Origin of the sequence: Spiroplasma diminutum CUAS-1, from assembly GCF_000439455.1 — a bacterium.
Classification (GTDB): domain Bacteria; phylum Bacillota_I; class Bacilli_A; order Mycoplasmatales; family Mycoplasmataceae; genus Spiroplasma_A; species Spiroplasma_A diminutum.
Genome location: NC_021833.1, coordinates 54,748 through 75,389 on the forward strand (window position 1 = coordinate 54,748; position 20,642 = coordinate 75,389).

The following is a 20,642-nucleotide window of genomic DNA, read 5'->3' on the forward strand; positions in this document are numbered from 1 at the left end:
TCATGACAGAAAAAATTACACAAGGTAAAGTTGTTCAAGTTATGGGTCCTGTTGTTGATGTGAAATTTAAACAAGAGGATATGCCAAAACTTTATAATACAATTGAGTTAGACAATAACGGAGTTAAGTTAGTTTTAGAAGTTGTTCAACATATTGGAGATGACTTAGTTAGAACTATTGCTATGGGACCAACTGAAGGATTAGTAAGAGGAATTATTGGAACAAATACTGGAAGACCAATTAGTGTTCCAGTTGGTGAAAAAGTTCTTGGAAGAATGTTTAATGTTTTAGGAGATCCAATAGATAATAAACCACAAGTTGAAGGTGAAAGAATGCCAATTCATAGACTTGCTCCAAATTATGATGAGCTTGCAACTTCTGCTGAAATATTAGAAACAGGTATTAAAGTTGTTGACTTAATGATGCCATTTGCAAAAGGTGGTAAGATTGGTTTGTTTGGTGGAGCTGGAGTTGGGAAAACAGTTTTAGTTCAGGAATTAATTAATAACGTTGCTAAAGCTCATGGTGGAATTTCAGTTTTTGCTGGAGTTGGAGAAAGAACCAGAGAAGGAAATGACCTTTATTATGAAATGATTGATGCAGGAGTTATAGATAAAACATCTTTAGTTTTTGGTCAAATGAATGAACCACCAGGAGCAAGGATGAGAGTAGCTCTAACTGGTTTAACAATTGCAGAATATTTTAGAGATATAAAAAATCAAGATGTACTTTTATTTATAGATAATATTTTTAGATTTACACAAGCAGGTTCAGAAGTTTCTGCATTATTAGGAAGAATGCCTTCAGCTGTTGGATATCAACCAACTTTAGCAACTGAGATGGGAGCACTTCAAGAAAGAATTACTTCAACTCAAAAAGGTTCAATTACTTCTGTTCAAGCAGTTTATGTTCCAGCAGATGATTTAACTGATCCAGCACCAGCAACAACATTTGCTCATTTAGATGCACGTGTTGTTCTTGATAGAACAATTGCTTCATTAGGTATTTATCCTGCAATTGATCCTTTGAATTCAAGTTCAAGAATGTTAGATCCTGAAATTGTTGGAGAAAATCATTATCAAATAGCTTTAAAAGTTCAAGAAATTTTACAAAAATATAAGGAATTACAATCAATTATTGCAATTCTTGGTATGGAAGAACTTTCAGAAGAAGATAAAATTGTTGTTAATAGAGCTAGAAAAATTAGAAACTTTATGTCTCAACCTTTTACAGTTGGTGAAAAATTTACAGGGAGAAGTGGTAAATATGTACCAGTTGCAGATACAATCAGATCATTTGAATCTATATTAAATGGAAATTTAGATGATATTCCTGAAGTTCTATTTATGTATGCAGGTTCAATTGAAGAAGTTATTGAAAGATCAAAAGATAAGAATTAATGCAATTAACTAAATTAAAAATTATTACACCTGATGAAATATATATTGATGATTTAGAAGTAGAGTACGTAAATGTAAGAACTGCAGATGGTCAAATAACTGTTTATGCAAATCATTCACCAGTAGTTTCAACTTTATTGATTGGTGATATGAAATATGAAATTAATGGAGTTATAAAATATATTCATTTGCATAGAGGAATTATTCAAGTATCAAAAGACCAAGTTAAAATATTAACTCAAAGACTTTATGAGGTTAATGAAAAAGGTCAAAGAATAAAAAAATAAAAAAGCAGAATTAAGAATTGATTTCTTGTTCTGCTTTTCTTTTTTCTCTATACATTAGTTGTTCTTGAACTTTATCTTCAATCATTTTTGTAAATACTCACATTTTTTCTCGTTTTAAAAAACCCATAAATCTAATATAATTTATTCTAGTTGGTTTGAAATTAATTCTTCCAATTTCTACGTTCTTTAATATTTTAGCTATCTTTTTATTCATTAAAACTTGTTCTTTACAACTTTCAAGTTTCTTTCTTTGTTCTTCTGGAAAATCATTTAAATTTTTAAATATATTTTCTACACAACCATATTTTGTAATAAGTTTAGTTGCTGTATTGTAATGCATTCCTCTTACACCTTTAATGTTATCTGATTGATCTCCAAGTAAAGCTTTAATGTCAGGTATTTGACAAGGTTTACATCCAAATTTTTCAAATACCTCTTTTTTTGTAATTACTTCTTGCTTACATTTTTTTGATTGTTGTGAAACTATTCTGACATCATCACAAACTAATTGATAGGTATCCTTATCGTTTGAAACTATATCAACTCCATAACCAAGTTTAACTGCTATTCTTGCGATAGTTCCCATAATATCGTCACCTTCAAATTTAACTTTTTCATATCATGGAATATTTGCTGATGTCAAAAAGTCTCTTACAAGTTGCATTTGAGGAATCAAATCACTTGGTGTTTCTTTTCTTGTTGCTTTATATTCTGGATAAATGTCTCTTCTTCAACATTCCTTTCCCACATCAAATGTAACTATAACTGAGTGATATTCATTTGATTGAACTAATTGAAATATATTCGCTACAAAAACATAAACAGCATTTATTAAAACACCATCTCTGTTCATTGCTATTTTTTTTCTTTTTAAACTCCCATAATATCCTTTATGAAGCAGATGATAGCCATCAATAATCACCACTTTTTTCTTATCCATTTTTGTTCTCCTTTTAATAATACCCTTGTTCTTTTTTGATAATATTTATCTTGTTTTTAATAGGTTCCAATTTTTCAATGTTATCTACTTTAAATTTTGCAAAAACCTTATCATCTACATAGTTGTATTTGATTTCTTTAGAAATATTTTTTAAAAATAAACCAATGCTTTTAACATCTGAAATTTTAAATTCTATTTCTATAAGGTTAAGAAATTCTAATTTTTTTAAGTTAACTTCCTTCAATAAATCTATTGCAACTGAACTATATGCCTTTTGCAATCCTCCGGTTCCTAACTTAATTCCACCATAATACCTTTTAACAAAAATAATAATATTGGTAAGTTCATTTATTTCAATGAGCTTTAATAAAGGTTCACCTGCTGTTCCATTTGGTTCACCATCATTATTATATCCATAAGTTAATTTCTCATCACCATACCTGAAGGCATAGCAATTATGAGTAGCATTTTTATCAGTGCTAATTTTTATGAATTCTTCCAATTCTGATTTACATTTAATTTTTGCAATATAGGTAATAAATTTAGATTTCTTAATAGTTAATTCCTCTTTAAAAACTTTATTATCCGTTAGTATTTTAAGAAATATCATACTTTTACCATATATTATTTTACCTATTAAAATTATAAAAATAAATATATTTTCATATTAATTCTACTAATTAATTTTAATTTGTTGTATAACTTTATATTTAGCAATAATAATTGTATAATCATTAAGATTTTGACTTAATAAAAAAGGAGTAGTTTTTAATGGCAAGAGATAAATCGATAATTAACAGGCATGGTAAAACAGCTGATAGAATTATTTCACTTGAATCAGAATATGCATTATTAGATGATTCACAGTTATTGAATAAAACACAAGAATTTAAAGATAGATTATCTAACGGTGAAACTTTAAATGATATTTTGGTTGAAGCATTTGCAGTAGTTAGGGAAGCTGCATTTAGAGTATTAAAAATGAAAGCATATAGAGTTCAATTAGTTGGGGCAATTATACTTCATGAGGGAGATATTGCAGAAATGAGAACTGGGGAAGGTAAAACTTTAACAGGATTATTCCCAGCATACTTGAATGCTTTATCAGGTCTTGGAGTTCACGTTGTTACTGTTAATGAATATCTATCAGGAAGAGATAGTGAAATTAATGGTCAAGTTTATAACATGTTAGGTTTAACTGTTGGATTAAATGGAAGAGATTTAACAAAAGATCAAAAAAGAAATGCCTATGCACAAGATATTACATATACAACAAACTCAGAATTAGGATTTGATTATTTAAGAGATAACATGGTATATCGCTTAGATCAAAAAGTTCAAAGAAAATTAAATTTTGCAATTATCGATGAGGCTGACTCAATTCTTATCGATGAGGCAAGAACTCCACTTATTATTTCTGGGGGAAGCCAAAATAGAATTAATATGTATAAAGCAGCTGATTCATTTTCAAAGACTTTAGATGAACACTCTGATATAGAAATTGATTTGGAATCAAAACAAGTTTATTTAACTGATTTTGGAATCCAAAAAGCGCATAAATATTTTAGTATTGAAAATTTATTTGATTACAGAAATACAGAACTATTCCATTTAATTATGAATGCTTTAAAAGCACTATTTACTTTTAAATTAGAAGTTGAATATACTGTTCAAGATAATGAAATTATTTTAATTGACCAGTTTACAGGAAGAACTATGCCAGGAAGAGCATATAGTGATGGATTGCAACAAGCACTTCAAGCTAAAGAAGGTGTTGAAATTGAAGAAGAGACTTCAACACTTGCAACCATTACATACCAAAACTTTTATAGACTATATAATAAACTTTCAGGTATGACAGGTACTGCAAAAACTGAAGAAGAAGAATTCTTAAAAATTTATAATACAAGAGTTATTGTTTGTCCAACAAATAAACCAATTATTAGAAAAGATGAACCAGATTTAACTTTTGGTACAATAAATGCTAAATTGAAACATTTGATTAGAGATTTAGAAGAAATTAAACAAGCAGGAAGACCTGTACTTATTGGTACAACTTCAGTTGAATCTTCAGAACAAGTTGCACGTTATTTGGAAAAAGCTGGAATGAAATTTGAAATGATTAATGCTAAGAATCACCATAGAGAAGCTGAAATTGTAGAAAAAGCTGGGCAAGTTGGTTCTATTACATTAGCTACAAACATGGCAGGTCGTGGTACTGACATTAAACTTTCAGATGAAGCAAAATCAAATGGTGGTTTATTTGTTATGGGTATTGAACGAAATGAAGCAAGACGTATTGACAATCAACTTAGAGGTAGAGCTGGAAGACAAGGAGATCCTGGTAGTTCAAGATTCTATATCTCTATGGAAGATGAACTTATGGTTCGTTTCTCTTCTCCAAAATTAAGACAAATGTTTTTAAAACTTGGTGATGACCATATTAAATCTAAAATGTTTACAAGAGCAATCACAAATGCTCAAAAAAAACTCGAAGGTTTAAATTTTGATCAACGTAAAAATGTTCTTGATTATGATAATATTCTTTCTCAACAGCGTGAAGCAATTTATGCTCAAAGAGATTCTATTTTAGAACAAGAAACTTTAAAGGGAGTTATCTCAAGATTCCAATATACTACTGCTTATGAAATAGTTGAAAGAAACTCAGAGCTTGTTAGAGGTGAAAGAACAATTAATATTGAATCACTTCTTAAAGAAGTAAGTGGAAAATATATTTCACAAGGATCATTAACTCAAAATGATTTCATTGGTATGGAAAAACAACAAGTTGCAAAATTAGTATCTGATAAAATGATGGAGTTATATATTGCAAAAACCAATTCGGTTCCTGTGGAAGTAATTAGTGAAATGGAAAGAAGAACTATTCTTCAAAAATTAGATGATTACTGACAAAAACATATTAACTTAAATCAAAAATTAAGAAGTGGAATTTACTTACAACAGTATGCACAAAATAATCCACTTCATGAATATGTTGAGCAATCTGCTAAGTTATTTAATAGAATGAAAATTATGATTGCAGAAGATTCAATTGTTCAATTATTAAATTCATTTGTAAGTGAAAGTACTGAACAAAGAGAAGAAATTCAATTTGTAAATGATGAGCCTAAGACTTTAAATATAACAGATAAAGATATAGATTTAATTTTAAAAGAATGAAAAATTAAAAAAACTGATTTTGCAAGAACTGTAGTTGAAAATAGATTTGAACAGCTAAAAGTTGAATTAAAAGAAAATAAAGAAGAATTGCAAAAAGTAGAATTCCAATTTGCAATATTAGATGGTCTAATGAAAAAATTGGATAATATGTTTATTGAACAGACAAAAAAGGCATCAGAATTATCAGTAGAGCAGATTCAGAAAATTGTTGATAAGTTTGGTTTAAAAGAATTATTTACTCCAGAAGAGATAAGAGAAAGTTTTGAAAAATTGATGGGTCAAACTTCTGAAGAAGAAGAAAAAACAAACTTGTTAATTGAGACACAAATATTAATGGCGATTGCAGCACAATTTGAATCTCAAAAAAAGGAATTTAAAATTTCTGATGAAAAAGGCAATATAAAGAAAGTTTTTAAAACTAATCCTGATGGGTCAATATCTGAAGAAGATATTGAAGATACTGAGCAAGTACAAACAAAAACTAAAATAGGTTAATAAAAATTATTTTCTATTTTAAATATAATCAGTAAAACAAGATTTTAATCTTGTTTTTTTAAAATTTATTAATGTTATAATTTTAATGTATAAATAAATGAATGAAAAATGAATGAAAAAATGAAAGGTTATAGAATAAGATGAAAAACTTATTATTTATAATGCAAGTTTTAAAAAATAAATTTATTGAATTCAAAACGTTAACTATAATTGTAAAAAATAAATATTGAAAAAATCATGTAAAAGCTTACTCAAAATTAACTGCACAATTAGAAAGTACTTATAGTAAAAATATTAACAATACTATAGAAGGACAATATGATTAAAATTGAGAATTTAACTAAAAATTTTAAAAATGGAGGGGGAATTTATGATATTTCCTTTTCTTTTAACGAGGGTGATATTATAGCTTTAGTAGGACCAAATGGAGCAGGTAAGACAACTTTAATTAAATCAATAATGCAAGAATATAAATTAAATCAGGGAAGTATACTTTTTGATTCTCAAAAAATAAATTCTGTTAATATAAAACAAATTGCTTTTTTTCCAGATAGTAATAATATTCCCTTAGATATTAAGGTTAAAGATTATATTTATTATTTTTATATATGTGCAGGTTTATTTAAGAAAGACTTTAAGAATAATTTAAGTAAATTAGTTAGTTGATTAGGAATTGATCAATTCCTAAATAAAAAAATAAAACAACTTTCAGCGGGGCAAAAAAAGAAAGTAATTTTAGCCTCAGTTTTAATTAGAAAACCAAAGTATATTATTTTTGATGAACCAACAGCTAATATGGATATTGAAAATAAAATTGAATTTATGTCCATAATAAATAGTCTAAAAAATGTAGGAATATCAATATTGATTACTAGTCATATAATTGAAGAATTACAGAAAATTGCAAATAAATTAATTCTCATAAAAGAGGGAAGAATTGTTTATGATAATAAATTTGATTCAAATAATGAAAAGATAATTGATGTATATTCGAAATATTTTAATTTGAGTAATAATGAAATGGAAATTATGAGGTTATATTCGTAGTATGCAAAATAAAATTAAGAGAAATAATAATTATATATTTATTTTTCAATTTCATATAATTAAAATATTAAAATCTACAAGTATTTGAATTACCTCAATTTTATTTATAATTTGCAATTTGTTTTTTACTTTATTAGGTTCTGCAGGAGTATTAAATGGTAATTTCATAGAAGACACTCAATTTTTTAAGATATTAAATTATATATTTTCAAATATATTAATTGGTATGGTTGTTGTTTTCTTGATATACATCATTTTTATCAAACAAAAAAAAGATGGATTTATAAATTCTGAAGTTCAATTAGGAATTAAACCAATTTTGAGTTTTTTAATAAGAATGTTTTGTACTTATACATATTTATTAGTTCTATTGACTATAAATTTATTTTTATACTATTTATTTTATTGATCAAAAGGTAATACTTATTCTCAAATAAATAAATCATTATTTATAGATACAGGTTTATTCTTTTATTTCTCGAGTTTTATTATTTTTTCCGTAGTTTTATTATTTTCAACTGTATTTAACTCTACTGCTGGATTAGTTATTAATATGACTTTAATTATTTTTTTCAGTTTGTCGATAAATATATCTTATGCAATTAATTTATTTACTAATAAAACTGTAAATAATATAAAAATGAAAAATAAAACATTGTTTGAATATCAGCTAACTACTGGACAAGATTTTTATAGTACTTTTAATAAAAGTGAAATATACTCAAATTTATTTGATCCTTCGAAAGTAAAAACTTTTTTTGAATCATCAAATATTCAAAAAGAATTAACTGGATTTAATTATGAATATAATGAAAAATTAAATAAGATAAATATAAATCCTGAATCTGCAACTTTTGAGGAGGAGTTAAAAAATGCACTTTATTCTAGAGCCTTAAACACTGGACAATTAAATTTTGTAATTGACAATGATCATTTATTTAATAATGACTATATATTTACTAAAATTATTAATGATATTTATACTGTATTTCTTGAAAGTGAAATACCAAAAAATAATCAAGGTTTAGGATATGATGAAGAGAGTCAATATGGATGATTTTTATTTGAAAATAATTCTAATTTAAAATATAAAAATGTTGATCTTTTGGAAACTATAAATATTCTAAAAAAAAATAAAGTTACAGAACAATATAGTGAATTATTAGACTATATATATTCATCATATGTAAATCTAACATATATCTTAAATAATGAAAATATAACTTATAACAAAAAAGGTATTTTTAGAGGAAAAAACATTGAAAAAAGAATTAATTCTAAAAAATATGATCCTTTAAGTTATTTATGACCTTATCTTTTTGAAATTAATTCAAATCCTCTTGAAGATGATAAATATTTAGCTGAGAATCAAGAAGTATTAAAAACTTATTATAATTACCCAGAATTAATGATTATTAATTATTTATTCTTTCATTTATGAAGAAATTCAATGTATATAGATATGGAATTAAATTTATCAGAACTATTTCCATCAGTAAATAGTTCTGATAACGAAAATAGAAAAGAAATATTTCTAGGAAAATATTTAGAGCTAAATGATGATATTAATAAAGCTTCAAAATCAAACTTTTTAAACTATTATACTTATATTTATTATTCAAATAATCAAAATCTAATAAATGATTATATTAATTCAAAAAGTGAAATGGCAAAATTATATCCATATAATTGTATGAAATTAGATAAAAGTATTTTTGAAGAAGTTCCATTTAAAAATTTTAATAATAAACTTTATAAAAATTTTAATGCTGCATTTGTTTATTTAACACATATAATGATATTTTTATGTTTATTAGGAATAACAGCATATATATTTAAATTTAAAATTATCATTTAAAAATTATTTTCTATTTTAAATATAATTAGTAGAACAAGGTTTTAATCTTGTTTTTTTTATTTAACTATGTAAAATATTGCTAAGACATAGTATCTCTAGGGAAAAGCTCTAGATTTTTTAAGTGTCTTTTTAAAGGAATAAGAATTATGGAAAATAAAAATATAAAATTCCAGTTAGTCACAGACTATAAACCTGGAGGAGATCAACCTAATGCAATAAAAGGTTTGATTAATGGTCTAAAAAATAATGTAAAGCACCAGGTATTAATGGGAGCAACTGGAACTGGAAAAACATTTACAATGGCAAATGTTATTCAAGAAATTAATAAGCCAACGTTAGTTTTAGCACATAATAAAACTTTGGCAATGCAATTATATATTGAGTTAAAAGAATTATTTCCTAATAATAAAGTTGAATATTATGTTTCTAACTTTGACTTTTATCAACCAGAAGCATATATACCTTCAAGAGATTTATATATCGATAAAGATGCAAAAAGAAATAATGACCTTGAAATGATGAGACTAAGTTCTATGAATGCACTAATGATTAGAAAAGATACAATAGTAGTTGCATCAGTTGCATGTATTTATGCAACTCAAGATCCAAAAGAGTATGGAGATGTATTCTTTGAATTACAAGTTGGACAAGTTTTATCAAAAAAGGAATTACTTACTTTTTTAGTTCAAACTGGTTATACAAGAGATGAAAACGATTTAGCGATGGGTTACTTTAGTGCAAAGGGAGATGTTATTAGAATTGCTCCAAGTTGAACAGATAAGTATCATATTAGAATCTCTATGTTTGGTGACGAAATTGAAGCAATTGAAATGATTGATATTTTAAACAATACTGTAATTGAAAAATTAAGAATGTTTACAGTTTACCCAGCAGCAGCGTATGTAACAAACTTTGACAAAATGAAATTAGTTGTTGAAAATATTGGAAAAGAACTAGAAAAAAGAGTGCTGTGATTTCAAGAACAAAAAAAATTTATTGAAGCAGATAGACTAATGAAAAGAACAAAATATGATATGGAAACAATGAGTGAGTTTGGAATTTGTAGTGGTATAGAAAACTATTCTCCACATTTAGATTTTAGAGCACCAGGAGTTCCTCCATTTACATTAATTGATTATTTTGGTGACGACTTCTTAACAATAATTGATGAGTCACACATGATGATTCCACAATTAAATGCAATGTACAATACTGATAGAAGTAGAAAAGAAACTTTAATTGAACATGGTTTTAGATTACCAAGTGCAATTGATAATAGACCTTTGAAATTTGAAGAGTTTGCAGGAAAATTAAAAAATGTAATTTATACTTCTGCAACTCCAGGACCATATGAACTTGAATTGGTAAATAATGAAGTAGTAGAACAAATTATTAGACCAACAGGATTAGTTGACCCACAAATTGAAATTCGTTCAACAATAAATCAAATGAACGATATTGTCGATGAGATAAATAAAGTAATTGCAAAAAATCAAAAAGTATTTATTACAACAATTACTATTAGAATTTCTGAGGATATAACTGCATACTTACAATCAAGAAACTTAAAAGTTGCTTACTTACATTCAGAATTGAAAACTCTAGAAAGAAATCAAGTACTTACAGATTTAAGAAAAGGAGTTTATGATGTTATTGTTGGAGTTAACTTATTAAGGGAAGGTTTAGATATTCCCGAAGTTAGTTTAGTTTGTATTTTGGATGCAGATAAACAAGGATTTTTAAGAAACACAAGAAGTTTAATTCAAACAATTGGTAGAGCTGCAAGAAACTCAGAAGGTAGAGTAATTTTTTATGCAGATTCAACTTCACAAGCTATGAAAGAAGCTATTGAAGAAACTGATAGAAGAAGAAAAATTCAAGAGGACTATAATAAAGCAAATGGAATAATTCCAAAAACAATAATTAAAAAAATTAGTGACGTTATTGCTGATTCAAATATTAGAAATAAAGTTGATGAACTAAAAAAATTAAAGAAAAAAGAAAAAGAAAAGAAAAAAGAAAACTTGATTGAAGAATTAAGAAAACAAATGTTATCTGCTGCAAAAGAACAAAATTATGAAAAGGCAGCTGAAATTAGAGATCTTATTTTAGAATTACAAGCAGAAGGATAGAAGGTAAAATTATGAATAAAAAAATTATAGTTAAAGGAGCAAGAGAACATAACTTAAAAAACATTGATATTGAAATACCAAAAGAAAAATTAGTTGTGTTTACAGGATTGTCAGGTAGTGGAAAATCTTCATTAGCATTTAACACAATTTATGCTGAGGGAGAAAGAAGATATATTGAATCTCTTTCATCATTTTCAAGACAATTTTTAAAGTCAGTTGAAAAGCCAGATGTAGATGAAATTGAAGGATTAAGTCCAGCAATATCAATTGACCAAAAATCTACAAGTCATAATCCAAGATCAACTGTTGGAACTACAACAGAAATTCATGATCATTTGAGATTGTTATTTGCAAATATTGGAACACCATTTTGTATTAACGGTCATGGACCAATTAAAACTTCTTCATTAAAAGAAATTATTGAAACAATAAAAAAAGAAACACAAGATGAAGATCAAATATTTATTTTAGCTCCTGTTGTAAGAGATAAAAAAGGAACTCATAAAGATTTATTAATTAAATTAAAAAAAGAAAATTTTTTAAGAGTACAAGTAAATGGAGAATTAAGAAGTTTAGAAGAGGATATTGAATTAGAACAAAATAAAAGACATAACATTGATATTGTAGTTGATAGATTGATTTATAAAATTAATGATGAGGACTTGCAATCAAGAATATATTCTGCAATTGAAGTTGGTTTAGGATATTCAAATGGGCTAATTAGAATTCAATATCCAAAAAGAAATAATGAGACTAAATTATTTTCAACAAAATATTCTTGTAGTGAATGTGGATTTTCAATTCCAAATCTTGAAGCAAATTTATTTTCATTTAATAAAAAAAATGGAGCATGTGAAACTTGTTCAGGACTTGGAGTAAATTTGGAAGCAGATCCAGCTTTGATTATTCCAGATTCTTCTCTATCAATTCGTGAAGGAGGAATCTTATATTATAAAAATCTTGTAGACTCAACAAATATTGAATGACAAAAATTTAAAGTTCTATGTGATTATTATTTAATTGATTTAAATTCACAAATAAATAAACTAAATGAAAAACAATTAAATGTAATTCTTTATGGTAGTGAAGAACCAATAGAATCCAAAATTACAACAGTAAGTGGAAATGTTTTAAGATCTTTTGATTATATTGAAGGTATTGCAAATGTTATTGAAAGAAGATATGTTGAAACTAAATCAGAAGATAATAGAAAATATTATGGAAAGTATATGATGTCAAAAGTTTGTAAAACTTGTGATGGAAAAAGGTTAAATGATATAGCTTTAAGTGTAAAAATAAATAATTTATCAATTGCAGATTTTGTTGAAATGACCATAGAAGATGAATTAACATTTTTATTAAATTTAAACTTAACTGAACAGCAAGAAAAAATTGCAAGTCTAGTTTTAAATCAGTTACTTTCAAGAATTAGTTTTTTAAATGAAGTGGGATTAAATTATTTGACTCTATCAAGAAGTGCAACAACTTTATCTGGAGGAGAAGCACAAAGAATAAGGTTGGCAAAACAATTGGGTTCAAAACTATCTGGGGTTCTTTATGTTTTAGATGAACCATCAATTGGTTTACATCAAAGAGATAATGATAAATTAATTTCAACTCTTAAAAAATTAAGGGATTTAGGAAATACTCTAATAGTTGTTGAACATGATGAAGATACGATGAAAGCTTCAGATTGAATTGTAGATATTGGACCTGGTGCGGGAATTGATGGGGGTAATATTACAGCACAAGGAACTTATGAAGAGATTTGTAAAAACCCAAATTCACTTACAGGAAAATATCTATCAAAACAATTATCAATTCCAACTCCTAAAAAACGAAGAGGAGGTAACGGTCTTAAAATTGAAATCAAAGGAGCAACTGAAAATAATTTAAAAAACATTGACGTAACACTGCCATTAGGTAAATTCATTTCAGTTACTGGAGTGAGTGGAAGTGGTAAATCAACTTTAGTTGAGGAAGTAATTTATAAAGGATTAAGAAAAGAATTAAATAAGGAATTAATTCGTCCTGGTAAATATAAATCAATGAAGGGTTGAGAAAATATTGATAAAATAATTTATGTTTCACAAGACCCAATTGGAAAAACTCCAAGATCAAATCCTGCAACTTATACTTCTGTATTTGATGATATAAGAGATTTGTATACAGAAATACCAGAATCAAAAATTAGAGGATATAAAAAAGGAAGATTTAGTTTCAATGTTCCTGGTGGAAGATGTGATGCTTGTTCAGGTGATGGAGTTGTACGTGTTGATATGCAATTTCTTGGTTATGTCGAAGTTATTTGTGAAATTTGTGATGGTAAAAGATATAATGAAGAAACTTTGCAAATTAAATATAGAGGAAAAAATATTTGAAACGTATTGAATATGACTGTTCAAGAAGCTTATGATTTTTTTGAAAATATACCAAAGATTAGAGAAAAATTAGAAACTATCTTAGCTGTTGGACTTGGTTATATTAAACTTGGACAAAATGCTACAACTTTATCTGGAGGAGAAGCACAAAGAGTAAAACTCTCAACATTTTTATTGAAAAAGCAAACAGGTAAAACATTATTCTTATTAGATGAGCCAACAACTGGTTTACATATAGATGATGTTAAAAGATTAATTAGTGTATTAAATATTTTAGTAGATCAAGGAAATACTGTTCTTACAATTGAACACAATCTTGATTTTATAAAAGTTTCAGATTATGTAATTGATCTAGGTCCAGAAGGTGGAAGCGGTGGAGGACAAATTATGGTAACAGGAACACCAGAACAAATAATTGAAAGTAAAGAAAGTTTCACTGCAAAATATTTAAAGGAGTATTTAAATGATTAGTGTAGAAGAAAATTTAATTCCATCAGATATAATCTTTAAAAAGAATTATAACTTAACTAAAATGTTAAAAGAATTAGGTAATCCTCAAAATAATTTTTACGTAATAAATGTTGTTGGAACAAATGGGAAGGGTTCAACATCACAATTTATTTTTAGTGGATTAAAAGAAAAATTTAAAAATGTTGGCCTATTTAGTTCACCAGCATTTCTGTTTCACAATGAAAGAATTTCATTTAATTCTGAAATGATTTCTGATGAAGAGTTGAAAAAAATAATTTCAGATAATGAGTCATTAATTAAAAAATATGAATTAACATTTTTTGAAATTTGAACTTTTATTGCAATAATCTTTTTTAATGAAAGAAAAGTTGATGTTGCAGTTATTGAAGCAGGAATTGGTGGAGCAAAAGATTCAACAAATGTTTTTGAAAGACAATTAGCTGTATGTGTTACATCTTTAGGATTAGATCATCAAGAGATTTTAGGAGAAACAATTGAACAGATAATAGAGCAAAAGGTTTCTATTGCAAAAAAAGATGTTAAAATTTTTATAAGCTCTGATAATAAAAAGTATAAAAATATAATTGCTAAAGTAAATAATAATGAAAAAGTTTATACAAAAAGAATTTCTGATTCAGTATATTTTCAAAGTTTTAATAAAGGATTAGCAAAACAAGTTTTAGAATATTTAGGAATTCCATTTTCTGATTTTTCTATAGTTCCATTAGGAAGATATACTATACTTAGAAATAACCCATTATTCATTTTAGATGGATGTCATAATGATAATGGTGCATTAAAATTATCTAGACAAATTAAAGATATTGAAGATTTAATTATTTTATTTGGTTCAAGTGAGGGTAAGAAACATATGAAAATTTTGGATACATTAAAAAAAAGCAAGAGAAAAATTTATTTGACAGAGTTTGATCATATTAAATCTTGAAAAATAGATAGAAATAAGTTTTCAAATTTTGAAATATTAGATAATTGAAAAGAGTTTTTGGAAAAAAATAAGGAAAAAAACATATTGGTTTGTGGAAGTTTATACTTTGCCCCAATTGTCTATAATTGATTTAATGAACAATAATATAAATTTCTATTTGTATACAAATATTGCAGCTGTAATTCTTTTAGTTGGAATATTAATATGTTCATTAGCTCTTGAAAATTTCACCTTTAAAAAAATTAGTTTAAAACATTTAACAGTAATGGCACTTTTTGCTGCATGTAGTGCTGTTTTAACAGGTATTACAGCAAAAATTCCTATATTAGGAAATATCAGATTAGCTCTTGGTGATTGAATATTATTTTTAATAGGTTTAATATTTGGACCCATTTGTGGTGTAATATCTGCAATTTCAACAGATACTTTGATGGCAGTTATTCTACCAAGTCCTTATGGATATCATGCAGGATATATGTTTGGAAAAAGTTTATTAGCTTTTGCAGGAGCACTTGTTTATTTAACACGATCTAATAAAAGAATTTTGTTAAAAGTAATTGTGTTATATAGCACAGCATATATTTTTCAAAGTTTATTTTTAAATCAAATTTGAATGATGTCTTGAGCAGGAGTTGCAGCATGAGCAGATCTGTTATTTAAATTATTCAAATTACCTATTGTTTTACCTATATATATAACAATTACATATTTGGCTTATATTCCAATCAGAAAATTATTGGAAGGTTGAAATAATGAGTATGTTTGATGTTTTAAAAGTGAATATAAAACAAGAAATCTAGATTATTAATTCTAGATTTTTTTATTCCAATTATTATATATAATTACTAATGAGGTAATAAAAATGAGTAAACTATATGCGAAAAAAATAATTGAAGCTTTTAAATTAGAAATTATAGCTGGAAAAGATAAAACAAATAATTTAATTGAAGCTTATGGTATTAACAGAGCTGGACTAGAATTAACAGGATATTTTGAAGAAGGTGAAAAATCTCATAGAATAATAGTTATGTCTACAAAAGAATATTCATACATTATGAATTTTGGAGAAGATGAAAGAAAGATTAGATATCAAAAACTTTTTACAAGAAATATTCCTATGATTATTCTTACTGATAAATTTGAAGATCAATTAGCAATAGATGTTGCTCTTGCAACTAATTCTCTTTTAGTAAGAACAAATAATCAATCTACAAGTGATTTTACACAAAATATTCTTGAATTTATGGATGACTATTTTGCACCTCTAACAGAAGTACATGCTTCATGTGTAAATATATTTGGTAAGGGTGTTTTATTGGTTGGAGAATCAGGTATTGGTAAATCAGAGATTACTCTAGACTTAGTTAAAACAAATCATTTATTTGTAGGTGATGATAGAATCGTAATTACAAAAAAATCAAATGAACTTTATGGGAAAAGTCATGAAATTTTAAAAAATTTAGTTGAAGTTAGAGGTATTGGAATTGTCGATGTTTCTCAAACAAATGGTTATCAAGTTATTTTAGAAAGAACTAAAATTGATTTAGTAATTGAATTAACTCAATTTAAAAAAAATGGAATTGATGATTCAGAAAGACTTGGAAATACTTTTGTTACATATGAGATACTTGGTGTTGAAGTTCCATATATAAAAATTCCTGTTACATCAGGAAGAAATATTCCAAATATTATCGAAGCTGCTGTTGCAAAATTAAAAATTAAACAAAGTGGTTTATATAAGGATGAAACTCAAATTCTAAGTGAAAGAGCATTAAATTTTAATAATGATTAATTTTTTTTCTGACGTAATTTGAAAGAATGGCGAAGATATACCATATAATTCTGATCCATTATCTTTTATGTATTCAATTTTTATTATTACAGGAGTTTTATTAGTTATTTTCGTTTCAGCTTTTAAATTGCATTTAAGAGCAATTCCTTTAAAAGATTTTTTAAATGGAATATATATATCTCTTCCAATTGGAATTTTGGGTGCAAGTATTTTTGGTAAACTTGGAGCAAGTGGTGATCAATGAAAAATATATATGTTATTTTTCTTTTGAGAACCTGGAATGAGTTTTTTTGGATCAATGCTTTGTGGAGGAACAGCTGCATTTTTATGACTTTGACATAAAAGCCGATATACAAAAATATCTATTTTTGTATATGCAGATTGTATAGTTCCAAATATTTTATTAGGACAATCAATTGGTAGATGAGGAAATTTATTTAATCATGAAATATTAGGACGTGAAATATCAGATGCTAATATGAGTAAGATTACTTGATTACCTAATTTTATTTGACATAGATTATTTTATTTTCATAATCTTGATACAGGAGAGACGTTTGAAAAACTGCAATTTCACGAACCGTTATTTTTGTATGAATCATTTGCAACATTACTTTTATGAATTTTGATAACTTTTGTTATTGCAAATTTATGAAAAATAATAAATAAAAAACCTTGAAAAAAAGATCCACTAAATTTTCCAAATTTATCAAATAGTATATATCAAAGTGAAATACCATCTTATTCTACTCAAGTTCCAATTAGATATTTGAAAGATAAAAATGGCAAAGTTTATCTTTCAAGAAATTGAGCTTGAAAAAAAGCATATACTTTATATGAACCACAAAAAGCATTAGTTAATATTGAGCAAAGAAAAATTGATGAATCTAAAATAAAATTGTTACAGTCAAGGGAGAAATATAGAAATTTAACTAGAAAAATTAATCAAGATATTCAAAAGAAAAAGGATAATTTAATAAAAGGTAAAATTTCTAAAAATGAATTCAAAATATATAAAAAAGATTTATTTAAGAATTATAGAAGAGAATTAAAAAGATTAAAAATTGAAAAAAATTACTTTAATTCATGAGTGAGAAGAGATTCAAAGAATCTTTATAAATTAAATAATCCTTATGATTATAGAATTGTAAACTCAGGTGTTTTAGCTGGAGTTTATATTTCTGGATATACAATATTAAGATTTATTTTGGATCCATTTAGAAATCCATATGAACTGACTGTTAAAGAAAATGAAATATTGAATTATTTATTTTTAACAATGTTTTTAACTTTTGGAATTGCTGTAATTATTTTTGCTCAATTTATAGCACCAAAAAAATGAAGGGAAGAGGGATGATTATATGAAAAATCATATTAATACAGATTACGATTTAATAATTGCTGGAGCTGGTCCGGCAGGATTGAGTGCTGCAATTTATGCAGGAAGAGCAGGATTAAATGTTCTTGTTCTAGAAAAGGAAGCACCTGGTGGAAAAGTAATAAAAACTGGCGAAATTGAAAATTACCCAGGATTTACAAATATACAGGGACCAGATTTAGCAATGCACTTTTTTGAGCAAGCAAACGCAATGGGTGCTCAATTTGAATTTTCAGGACTTAAAGATTTCGAAAGAACAGATATTTTTAATATAGAGCTTGAAAATGGGAAGAATTTGACATCTAAGGCTTTAATTATTGCAACAGGTACAAAAGAGAATTTATTAGGAGTTCCTGGCGAAATTGAATTATATGGAAAAGGTGTATCATATTGTGCAGTATGTGACGGTAGTTTTTATAAAGAAATGCCCGTAGCTGTAGTTGGCGGAGGATATAGTGCTATTGAAGAATCAATTTTTTTAACAAGATTTGTTTCAAAAGTTTACTTAATTCATAGAAGCCAAAAATTTAGAGTAGATAATAAAACATTACAAAAAGCGCAATCTAATGAGAAAATTGAGTTTATATTAGATTCAGTAGTTGAAAGTATTGAAGGTTCAGATAAAGTAAGTTCAATAAAAATAAAAAATACAATTGAAAATACAAAAAAAGAATTGGAAGTAAATGCTGTATTTCCATTTATTGGTCATTATCCAGTTACAAATTTTGTTAAACAAATACAAATTTTGGATGAAGAAAAACATGTAGTTGGTGATGAAAGAATGAGAACAAAAATAGAGGGCTTATTTGTAGCAGGAGATGTTAGAAATACACCTTTTAGACAAATTGCAACAGCAACAGCAGATGGAGCATTAGCCGGACAAAATGCAGTAAATTATATTGAAAGCCTTGATTAAAATATCAAGGTTTTTTAATACTTGGTATGTTAAAATAAAATGGTTAAAAAGGTGTTGATAAGTATGTTTTACGGGTGAATTCAAGGAAATAATTGAGTAAAACCAGATGGAATATGAACAGTAAAAGAAAATTATGGATTTATTCATGTTTATGCATTGACAATGACTTTAGGAGTTATTTTTGCAATAGGTATTTCTGCTATAAAATTATATAGAAGAGGTATACCGTTGACAGAGCTTTGAGTGGGAGCTGCAATTGTTGTGCCATTTTCTTTAATGGGAGCAAGTTTTTTTGGAAAATTGAATTCAAATGGTCTTGGAACAAATGGTTCTTCATTTCTAGACTTTCTTTCTTTATTTGCTTTCTGAGAAGGTGGAATGGCAATTCATGGTGGAGTTTATACAGGTACACTAATCGGTATAATTATGTTTTATTTTATTGGTAAAAGAACAAAAGTATCATTATGAATATATGCAGATTGTATAGTTCCAAATGTTCTTGTTGGACAAGGAATTGGTAGATGAGGAAATTTCTTTAATCATGAAATCTTTGGAAAACCTATTGCTGTTTGAAATAATGGTAATACATCAGCACTAAACTGACTTCCAAATTTTATAAGAACAAATATGGTGTGAAAATATCAAGGAAATGGTGAAACACTTAATGGGCTGGAATTAATAGATAATACAGAGTACATTATGAATCCAATATTTCTTTATGAATCTATTTCTTTAATTACAGCATGAGTTATTATTACTTTTGTTATTCCAAATATCGGTAAATGAATTGGTAAAAAACCTTGAAAATTGCATCCAAATACTTTTACAATTGAAACACCAAAATACAAAATCTGAAGATCAGAATTATATGCAAATCATGATAAAAAAGACATTGAATTATACAAAAAAGAAATTTTAAATATTAACGATAAAAATTATATTAAAAGAAAATGAAAACAAGGCAAACTTTTAGATGAATGTAATAACCCAGAAAAATACACTATTATTAGAACGGGGGTGCAAGCTGGATTATATTTCTTTATATGAAACTTAGTTAGATTTATTTTAGAATTAGGCAGACCAGATGATCATTTATTTTTAATGTATCAAAGAACATTATCATTGACAATAATTGGATTATCAATGTTTATAGGATTGAGTATTTCTTTATTAGCTCAATTCGTTGTTCCATATTTATTCAGACAGCCTGGATGAATTTATGAACAAGAATATTTCTATTTAGAAGAAAAAATTAATTTCAGTAATTCTGAGCAAAATATTCAAGTAAACAATCTAAAAGAAGAAAATAAAGAAATCAAATTACAAAAAAAAGTAGAAAAAAATAGACTAAAAGAAGAAAAAATTAAAGCAAGTTTAAAAAAGAAACTTGAAATTAGAAAAGACAAAGATAAATAAAAA

16 protein-coding genes are annotated in these 20,642 nt (G+C 26.2%); 14 read left to right on the top strand and 2 right to left on the bottom strand.

Annotated elements, in window-relative coordinates:
- The first annotated feature begins 2 nt into the window (after positions 1 to 2).
- Entirely contained in the window at positions 3 to 1,400 is a 1,398-nt protein-coding gene (atpD, locus tag SDIMI_RS00275) for a F0F1 ATP synthase subunit beta (protein WP_020835993.1), read from the top strand.
- Positions 1,400 to 1,687 carry a F0F1 ATP synthase subunit epsilon gene (locus SDIMI_RS00280; protein ID WP_020835994.1) on the top strand — a complete coding sequence of 96 codons (288 nt, stop codon included), beginning with the start codon at positions 1,400 to 1,402 and terminating at the stop codon, positions 1,685 to 1,687. Before atpD ends, SDIMI_RS00280 begins: the two co-directional genes overlap by 1 nt.
- Before the next feature lie 10 nt (positions 1,688 to 1,697).
- On the opposite strand, the gene SDIMI_RS00285 is transcribed toward SDIMI_RS00280, so the two are convergent.
- Together SDIMI_RS00285 and SDIMI_RS00290 are read right to left on the bottom strand one after the other, a co-directional pair.
- Positions 1,698 to 2,627, bottom strand: coding sequence for a 5'-3' exonuclease (locus tag SDIMI_RS00285; protein ID WP_020835995.1), 930 nt, complete (start codon positions 2,625 to 2,627; stop codon positions 1,698 to 1,700).
- 13 nt (positions 2,628 to 2,640) lie between these two features.
- Positions 2,641 to 3,237, bottom strand: a complete 597-nt coding sequence (locus SDIMI_RS00290) for a YigZ family protein (protein ID WP_020835996.1) — start codon at positions 3,235 to 3,237, stop codon at positions 2,641 to 2,643.
- Positions 3,238 to 3,398: 161 nt separating this feature from the next.
- Between SDIMI_RS00290 and secA the strand changes: the two genes are divergently transcribed.
- The 12 genes from secA to SDIMI_RS00350 all read left to right on the top strand — a co-directional run bounded on the left by secA (position 3,399) and on the right by SDIMI_RS00350 (position 20,639).
- The gene (secA, locus tag SDIMI_RS00295; RefSeq protein ID WP_020835997.1) at positions 3,399 to 6,302 is read left to right on the top strand and encodes a preprotein translocase subunit SecA; all 2,904 of its coding nucleotides are present in this window, start codon (positions 3,399 to 3,401) and stop codon (positions 6,300 to 6,302) included.
- Between the two features lie 140 nt (positions 6,303 to 6,442).
- Positions 6,443 to 6,628: a hypothetical protein gene (locus SDIMI_RS00300; protein WP_020835998.1), complete on the top strand. Its 186-nt coding sequence runs from the start codon at positions 6,443 to 6,445 to the stop codon at positions 6,626 to 6,628.
- Positions 6,621 to 7,349 carry an ABC transporter ATP-binding protein gene (locus SDIMI_RS00305; protein WP_020835999.1) on the top strand — a complete coding sequence of 243 codons (729 nt, stop codon included), beginning with the start codon at positions 6,621 to 6,623 and terminating at the stop codon, positions 7,347 to 7,349. Before SDIMI_RS00300 ends, SDIMI_RS00305 begins: the two co-directional genes overlap by 8 nt.
- A 118-nt stretch (positions 7,350 to 7,467) precedes the next feature.
- Entirely contained in the window at positions 7,468 to 9,207 is a 1,740-nt protein-coding gene (locus SDIMI_RS00310; RefSeq protein ID WP_148285803.1) for a hypothetical protein, read from the top strand.
- Positions 9,208 to 9,353: 146 nt separating this feature from the next.
- Complete coding sequence (uvrB, locus tag SDIMI_RS00315; RefSeq protein ID WP_020836001.1) at positions 9,354 to 11,339, top strand: excinuclease ABC subunit UvrB; 1,986 nt, start codon at positions 9,354 to 9,356, stop codon at positions 11,337 to 11,339.
- An 8-nt stretch (positions 11,340 to 11,347) separates the two neighbouring features.
- Entirely contained in the window at positions 11,348 to 14,191 is a 2,844-nt protein-coding gene (uvrA, locus tag SDIMI_RS00320) for an excinuclease ABC subunit UvrA (RefSeq protein ID WP_418064536.1), read from the top strand.
- Positions 14,184 to 15,281: a bifunctional folylpolyglutamate synthase/dihydrofolate synthase gene (locus SDIMI_RS00325; protein WP_020836003.1), complete on the top strand. Its 1,098-nt coding sequence runs from the start codon at positions 14,184 to 14,186 to the stop codon at positions 15,279 to 15,281. The genes uvrA and SDIMI_RS00325 overlap by 8 nt, the downstream gene beginning before the upstream one ends.
- Positions 15,244 to 15,945 carry a folate family ECF transporter S component gene (locus tag SDIMI_RS00330; RefSeq protein ID WP_020836004.1) on the top strand — a complete coding sequence of 234 codons (702 nt, stop codon included), beginning with the start codon at positions 15,244 to 15,246 and terminating at the stop codon, positions 15,943 to 15,945. The genes SDIMI_RS00325 and SDIMI_RS00330 overlap by 38 nt, the downstream gene beginning before the upstream one ends.
- Before the next feature lie 54 nt (positions 15,946 to 15,999).
- Positions 16,000 to 16,929 carry an HPr(Ser) kinase/phosphatase gene (gene hprK, locus SDIMI_RS00335; RefSeq protein ID WP_020836005.1) on the top strand — a complete coding sequence of 310 codons (930 nt, stop codon included), beginning with the start codon at positions 16,000 to 16,002 and terminating at the stop codon, positions 16,927 to 16,929.
- Positions 16,922 to 18,307 carry a prolipoprotein diacylglyceryl transferase gene (locus SDIMI_RS00340; RefSeq protein WP_020836006.1) on the top strand — a complete coding sequence of 462 codons (1,386 nt, stop codon included), beginning with the start codon at positions 16,922 to 16,924 and terminating at the stop codon, positions 18,305 to 18,307. Before hprK ends, SDIMI_RS00340 begins: the two co-directional genes overlap by 8 nt.
- Positions 18,291 to 19,223: a thioredoxin-disulfide reductase gene (trxB, locus tag SDIMI_RS00345; protein ID WP_020836007.1), complete on the top strand. Its 933-nt coding sequence runs from the start codon at positions 18,291 to 18,293 to the stop codon at positions 19,221 to 19,223. Before SDIMI_RS00340 ends, trxB begins: the two co-directional genes overlap by 17 nt.
- A gap of 63 nt (positions 19,224 to 19,286) precedes the next feature.
- Positions 19,287 to 20,639: a prolipoprotein diacylglyceryl transferase gene (locus tag SDIMI_RS00350; protein WP_020836008.1), complete on the top strand. Its 1,353-nt coding sequence runs from the start codon at positions 19,287 to 19,289 to the stop codon at positions 20,637 to 20,639.
- Positions 20,640 to 20,642 lie beyond the last annotated feature (3 nt).